This window comes from Streptomyces sp. CBMA29, assembly GCF_014596445.1.
Lineage (GTDB): Bacteria > Actinomycetota > Actinomycetes > Streptomycetales > Streptomycetaceae > Actinacidiphila.
Map to the genome: position 1 here is coordinate 1 of NZ_MECL01000125.1, position 6,784 is coordinate 6,784.

At 74.5% G+C, this 6,784-nt stretch carries 4 protein-coding genes; all 4 read left to right on the forward strand.

What is annotated here, in order from left to right:
- The first annotated feature begins 168 nt into the window (after nt 1-168).
- Complete coding sequence (locus tag BGM09_RS17810) at nt 169-2,292, forward strand: restriction endonuclease (protein WP_188282608.1); 2,124 nt, start codon at nt 169-171, stop codon at nt 2,290-2,292.
- Nucleotides 2,293-2,669: 377 nt separating this feature from the next.
- A complete protein-coding gene (gene rho / locus BGM09_RS17815) occupies nt 2,670-3,824 on the forward strand; it encodes a transcription termination factor Rho (protein ID WP_188282609.1) in 1,155 nt (384 codons plus the stop codon).
- Between the two features lie 69 nt (nt 3,825-3,893).
- Entirely contained in the window at nt 3,894-4,736 is an 843-nt protein-coding gene (locus BGM09_RS17820; RefSeq protein WP_188282610.1) for a phytanoyl-CoA dioxygenase family protein, read from the forward strand.
- A 10-nt stretch (nt 4,737-4,746) separates the two neighbouring features.
- Nucleotides 4,747-6,784: AAA family ATPase (locus tag BGM09_RS17825; protein WP_188282611.1), on the forward strand; the 2,038-nt coding region annotated here is incomplete at its 3' end.

A 6,784-nucleotide genomic window follows, 5' to 3' on the forward strand; every position in this document is an offset into this window, starting at 1 on the left:
CTGCGCCGCCGGTCCGCGGCGAAGGCGCGCTGAGCGGCGGGCGCCGAATCGGGCCGCGCTGTGGGCCGGAAGCGGTGACGACGCGCTGGCCAGAGGCGTACTCTCGGTTGCCGGGCAGGGGGCACGCACGGTGTCCGCAGCGCCGCGCCGAGAGGGAGCCGTACCCGCATGAGCCGCCGTACTTCCGGTCCCGTATCCACCTGGGCCGAGGTCCAGCGGCAGCGCCAGCGGCAGCAAGAGGCCCAGCAGCGCGCCTGGTTGCAGGCGCGGCGGGAGACCGAGCGGCAGCAGCGCGCGGCGGAGCGGGCCGCCTCCCGGCGCAGTCGTGAGCAGCAGGCCGCGTACCGCGCGAGCCGGGAGGCCGACGCGCGGCAGCGGACCGATGACCTGGAGCGCCGGTTCGCCGAGCTCCAGGGCCTGTTGGCGGCCGGCTGCGCGGCGCCCGTCTTCACCCCCGCGGCGCTGCTGACGCCCGAGGCGGTCGAGCCGTTCGCCCCCGGACGGCTCGCCGAACCGATCCCGATGCCCGACCCGAACGCGTACACGCCCCGGCAGGGCGGCGGTTGGGGCGCGGCACGGCACGAGCGCGAGCGGGCCCGCACGCTGTACGAGAACGACCTGCGGGCCGCGCAGGCCACCGAGGCGCTGCGGCAGCGCCAACTCGCCGACTACCAGCGGCAGTACCGGCAGTGGGCCGACCAGCGGCTGGCGGAGATCCGGCGGCAGAACGCCGAGGTTGAGACGTCCGTCGCCGCGCTGCGCGACGGGGACCCCGAGGCGGTGGAGGACTATCTGACGGCGGCCCTCTACGCGTCCGCCGCGTGGCCGCAGGGCCTGCCGCGACAGGTCTCGGCGTCCTACGACCGGGCCGACCGGCAGCTCGTGCTCGACTGGGAGCTGCCCGCCTTCTCCGTGGTGCCCGAGGCGTCGCTGGTGCGGTACATGCCGGGCGCCGACCGGGACAAGGAGGTGGCGCGCCCGGTCGCCGAGCGCCGCGCCGCCTACCGGGACGTCCTGGCCCAGTGTCTGCTGCTCGTGCTGCGCGAGCTGTTCGGCGCCGACGCGCACGACGTCCTGGACTCGGTGGTGCTCAACGGCTTCGTGGACGACACCGACCCGGCCACCGGCCACCGTACGAAGACCGTCGTCGGCTCCGCGCTGGTGTCGGACGCCGCCTTCGCGGCGGTCAACCTCGACCGGGTCAACGCGGTCGACTGCTTCACCGAGGCGCTGGACGGCCGGCTCTCCCCCCGCCCGGACAAGCGCGCGGCCGTCGAGCCGCTCCGGCTGCCGGGCGAGGCAGGCCGCACGATCGTCTCGCACGGCGGCGAGGAGGAGCCGGACCTGCTGGCCATGGACCCGCTGGAGTTCGAGGAGCTGGTCGCGCGGCTGTTCCGCGCGATGGGGATGAACGCGGTCACGACGGTGCGCTCCGGCGACGGTGGTGTGGACGTGGACGCACTGGACCCGGACCCGATACGCGGCGGCAAGATCGTGGTGCAGGTCAAGCGCTACCGCAACACGGTCTCGCCGAGCGCCGTACGCGACCTGTTCGGCACGGTGCAGAGCGTCGGTGCCAACAAGGGCGTGCTGATCACCACCTCCGGCTTCGGGCCGACCTCGCACGCCTTCGCCAACGGCAAGCCCCTGACGCTGGTGTCGGGCCCCGACCTGGTGGACCTGCTGCACAGCAACGGGCTCGGCGGCCGTCTCGGCCCGGCCCCCGCCGCCGTCGAGCGCACCCCGACGCTGGTCTCGACGGTGCTGCCCGGTATCGACGCCGACGCGGACGCCGACTCCGAGGCGAGCGTGCTCGGCATGTGGTGGTCGGGCGGTGTGCGGCTCGACGTCTGCGCGCTGGTGTGCCGGGGCGGCCGGGTGATGGACGACGACCACTTCGTCTTCTTCAACAATCCGCGCACGCCCGACGGCAGTGTGCGGATGATGCCCGCGCTCGGCGGGGACAAGGCCGCGATCTGGGTGAGCTTCGACCGGCTGCCCGCCCGCGCGGACCGGGTGGTCCTGGTCGCCGCCGTCGACCCGGAGGCCGATCCGGACGCCGACCTGACCGGATTCACCGACGCCCGGATCAGGCTCACCGACCCCAGCGGCGCCGAGGCCGACCGCCTCGAGGTCTCCGACGGCAGGCCCGGCGAGACGGCGCTGGTGCTCGGTTCCTTCCGCAGGAGCGGTACGGGCGCCGACTGGCGCTTCGTGGCGGGCGGCAAGGGCTACGCGGGCTCGGGCGGGCTGGTGGCGCTGGTCGGGGAGCACGGGATCGCGGTCGACTGAGCGGCGGGTTCCTGCCCCTGGACACGGGTTCGGGAACATCCTCCGACCGCGCCGTGTTATGGTCTGCGTGTAGCACATGTCTGCGCCCCTTCTCGCGGCGCCGGTGCTCGTTCTGAATGACCACTCCTCGCGGTGACGCGCCCCAGGCCCCATGGCTCTGGTCCCGGTCCCCACGGAGTTCCCGAATCACCTGACGGTCGTACGACGGCCCTGTGGTGATCTCTGCGGTACGTGGAGCGTGTTGTGCCCGCTCACGCCGAAATCCCTTTCCGGCATGCCCGTTCGACGCGTCACACGCCAGACCCGCCGCACCCCGTACTCGCACGGCGACCTGCCGTGCACACGACTTCCCTCTCGTCCGAGAAAGGACGACTCCCATGACTGACATCCTTGAACGCCCTCCCGTCCGGCAGGAAACGCCGGTTCGGGTGGCGGGCGTACTCGACATCCACGGCGGCCAGGGCCGCCTCCGACCCGCCGGGCTGCTGCCGACACCCGACGACGTACACGTACCGCAGGCCCAGATCCGGCAGGCGGGACTCAGGAACGGCGACCTCGTCGAGGGCGCCCTCGGCGGAAAGCCCGGCACGCTGGGCCGCGTCGACCTGGTCAACGGCGTCCCGGCCGAACACCTGCGCGGGCGACCGCACTTCAGGGACCTGACACCCCTTCACCCCCGGCAGCGGCTGCGTCTGGAGAGCCCGGCGCTGACCGGCACCGGCGCGCTCGCCGGACGGGTGATGGACCTGGTGACCCCGGTCGGCAAGGGGCAGCGCGGCCTGCTCGTGGCCCCGCCCAAGGCCGGAAAGACGATGCTCCTCCAGAGCATCGCGACGGCCGTCGCCGAAAACCACCCCGAGTGCCACCTGATGGTGGTGCTGCTGGACGAACGCCCGGAGGAGGTCACCGAGATGCGCAGAACCGTGCGCGGCGAGGTGATCGCCTCGACCTTCGACCGGCCGGCCAAGCAACACATCGCGGTCGCGGAACTCGCCGTCGAGCGGGCGAAGCGGCTGGTGGAACAGGGCCAGGACGTGGTGGTCCTGCTCGACTCGCTGACCCGGCTGTGCCGGGCGCACAACTCGGCCGCCTCCACCGGCGGCCGGACGCTGACCGGCGGTGTGGACGCCGCCGCGCTGATCGGCCCCAAGCAGTTCTTCGGCGCCGCCCGGCTCGCCGAGGAGGGCGGATCGCTGACCATCCTGGCCACCGCGCTGGTGGACACCGGGTCGCGCGCCGACGACTACTACTACGAAGAGCTGAAGAGCACCGGCAACATGGAGCTGCACCTGGACCGCTCCCTCGCCGAGCGGCGGATCTTCCCGGCGGTGGACGTCGGCGTCTCCGGCACCCGCCGCGAGGAACTGCTGCTGCCCGGCCCGGAACTGGCGGTCGTACGCAGCCTGCGCCGGGTCCTGCAAGGGCGCGGCGCCCAGTCCGGCCTCGAAGTCCTGCTGGACAAGATCCGGCAGACCCCGGACAACAACGCCTTCCTGCGGCAGATCCGGAGCACCGTTCCCGGCGAGGTCTGAGCCGACCGGGACCCGGGCCCGGAGGAAATCCGGTGGCCGCCGCACGTCGCGCGACGTGATGATCGGGGGATGGACGACGCCACGGACAGCCACGCCGACGACGCGTGGGAGCGGGCCTTCCTCAGGGACGGCTTCGTGAGGATCGAGGGCGCGGTACCCGCCCCGACCGCCCGCGCCTGCGCCGACCTCCTGTGGAAGGAGACGAGCTGCGACCCCGCCGACCCCGCCACCTGGACACAACCGGTGCACTGGGTGGGCGGCATGGCCCAGCCGCCGTTCGCCGAGGCCGCCAACACCCCCGTACTGCACGCCGCGTTCAACCGTCTCGTCGGCGCCGGACGCTGGTCGCCGCGGCACTCCCTCGGCTCCTTCCCGCTGCGCTTCCCGCACCCGGACGAGCCGGACGACGCGGGCTGGCACATCGAGGGCAGCTACGAAGTCCCCGGCGAGCAGTGGTACTTCGCCAATGTCCGCTCCCGCGACCGCGCGCTGCTCATGCTGTTCCTGTTCACCGAGGTGGACGAGGAGGACGCGCCGACCCGGATCCGCGTCGGCTCCCACCTGGACGTGCCCGCGGTCCTCGCCCCGTACGGCGAGGCCGGCGCCTCGGTCCTGGCGGTCTCCGAGCAGATCGCGGCGGCCACGGAACACCGCCCGCTCGCCCTCGCCACCGGCTCCCCCGGCGATGTCTACCTCTGCCACCCGTTCCTCGTGCACGCCGCCCAGCCGCACCACGGCAGCCGCCCGCGTTTCCTGGCCCAGCCGCCGCTCCTGCCCGCGGCGCCGTACGAACTGGAGCGCGCCGACGGCGGCTACTCACCGGTCGAGACCGCGATCAGACGCGGCCTCGGCATGGAGTCCGCGCAGGGGCCGGCGGGGAGGGAAGCGGACTCCCGGCCCGTGATCGGTTAGCGTGCCCGGCATGTTGTACGGACGGGACACCGAGACGGCCGCGCTGGAGGAACTGCTGGCGGGGGCGAGGGCGGGCCGCAGCGGAGTGCTCGTACTGCGCGGTGACGCCGGGATCGGCAAGACCGCGCTGCTGGAGCAGACCGTGGCGGCTGCGGGCGACCTGAGGGCCGTCCGCAGCTCCGGCGTGGAATTCGAGGCCGAACTCCCCTACGCGGGGCTTCAGTTGCTGCTGCGCAGGGCGATGGGGTCGCTGGACTCGCTGCCCGTGCCGCAACGGCGGGCGCTGCGCGCCGCGTTCGGTCTGGAGGCCGACGCCGCGAGCGAGCCGATGTTCGTCGGCCTGGCCGTGCTGTCGCTGCTGTCGGACCACGCGGGCGAGGGGCCGCTGCTGTGTGTGGTGGACGACGCGCAGTGGCTGGACCGGGCGTCCACCGACGCGCTGGTCTTCGCCGCGCGCCGGCTCGACGCCGAGGGTGTCGCGATGGTCTTCGCCGTACGTGACGGCGCCGGGTCGTTCACCGCGCCCGGCCTGCCCGAACTGCGGCTCGGCCCGCTGCCCGAGGACGCGGCGCGGGCGCTGCTCGCCGACCGTGGCGGCCCACCGGCCGACACCGTACGCACCCGGGTGCTCTCCGAGGCGCGGGGCAATCCGCTGGCGCTGCTGGAACTCCCGCTCGGACCGTCCGCCGACGCGCGGGGCGGGGGCGGTTCCGCCGCAGCCGGCGGCGGGCTGCCGCTGACCACGCGCCTCCAGATGGCTTTCCACGGCCAGGTCAGCCACCTGCCGCCCGGCACCCAGACGCTGTTGCTGGTGGCCGCGGCCGACCACACCGGCGACCCCGACATCCTGGTACGCGCCGCGGCGGTGCTGGGCGTCGGCGTCGACGACCTGCCGCCCGCGGAAGAGGCGAACCTGGTCTACGTGGACGACGAGGACATGCTGCGCTTCCGGCACCCGCTGGTCCGCGCCGCGATCCATCAGCGCGCCGCCCTCCCCGACCGCCTCGCGGCACATCGCGCCCTCGCCGAGGCCGCCGACCCGGTACGCGACCCCGACCACCGCGCCTGGCATCTGGCCGCCGCGGCGACCGGCCCCGACGAAGCCGTGGCCAGCGCCCTCCAGCAGACCGCGGGCCGCGCCCGCGAACGCAGCGGCCACGCGGCGGCCTCCGCCGCCTACGAACGCGCGGCCCGCCTCAGCACCGACCCCGCCGCCCGCGTCGAACGCCTCCTCCTCGCCGCCGAATCCGCCTCCGAAGCAGGCGACATCCCCCGCGCCCGCGCCTTCGCCGACCAGGCGACCCGCGCGGCCGAGGCAGAGGCGCAAGCAGCGGCCGTACGGGACGGCGCGGCGCCGTCGGCGGCCCCAACGGCCCAGGCGGAGCCGGGCAGTTCACCCCGAGCGTCCGAGCCGAGCGGTCAGGCACCCGCCGAATCGGCCTCCGCGCTCGATGCCACCGCCGGGCAGAGCGCGGCGCCCGGCTCCCCCGGACCAAGCGGCCCCGCACCCGGAGATTCGACGCCCGCCGCCGACACCGCCGCCGACACCGGGGGCGTCGGTCGGAGCGTTCCGCCTCACTCGTCCGGGCCGGGCAGTCCGGCGTCCACGCGATCAGCGTCCACCGCCGCGCGGGGCGCGGCGAACCCGTTGTCCGCCGTGCGCGGCAGAGCGCTCTATGTGCGGGCGCTCGCGGACTTCTGGGAGGGGGATTTCGGCGCGGCGCATCAACTCCTGTTGGAAGCGGCGGATTTGCTGGCGGGGATCGACTCGGCGGCGGCGGCGCGGATGTTGGTGCAGGCGACGCATACGGCCTGGTACCTCGGCGACGACGAGGTGGCGGGGACGTTGGAACGGCTGGCGGCGCTGGAGCTGCCGCCGTGGGCGCCGATCAGGCCGGTGGCGGAGTTCCTGGTGCGGGCGATCGGGCCCGGCAGCGCGGCGGCCGGACGCCGCCGCGTCCTGCCCGAGCGCCAGGCCCACCCCGCACAGCATCACCAGGTCCCGCGGATCGACCCGGCCCCCGCGAGCGGCGCGCGACGCCGCCGCG

What these genes read in the sequence shown, in the direction of transcription:
- BGM09_RS17810 (WP_188282608.1), top strand. Translation starts at nt 169, where the DNA reads ATGAGCCGCCGTACTTCCGGTCCCGTATCCACCTGGGCCGAGGTCCAG.
- BGM09_RS17820 (WP_188282610.1), top strand. Translation starts at nt 3,894, where the DNA reads ATGGACGACGCCACGGACAGCCACGCCGACGACGCGTGGGAGCGGGCC.
- rho (WP_188282609.1), top strand. Translation starts at nt 2,670, where the DNA reads ATGACTGACATCCTTGAACGCCCTCCCGTCCGGCAGGAAACGCCGGTT.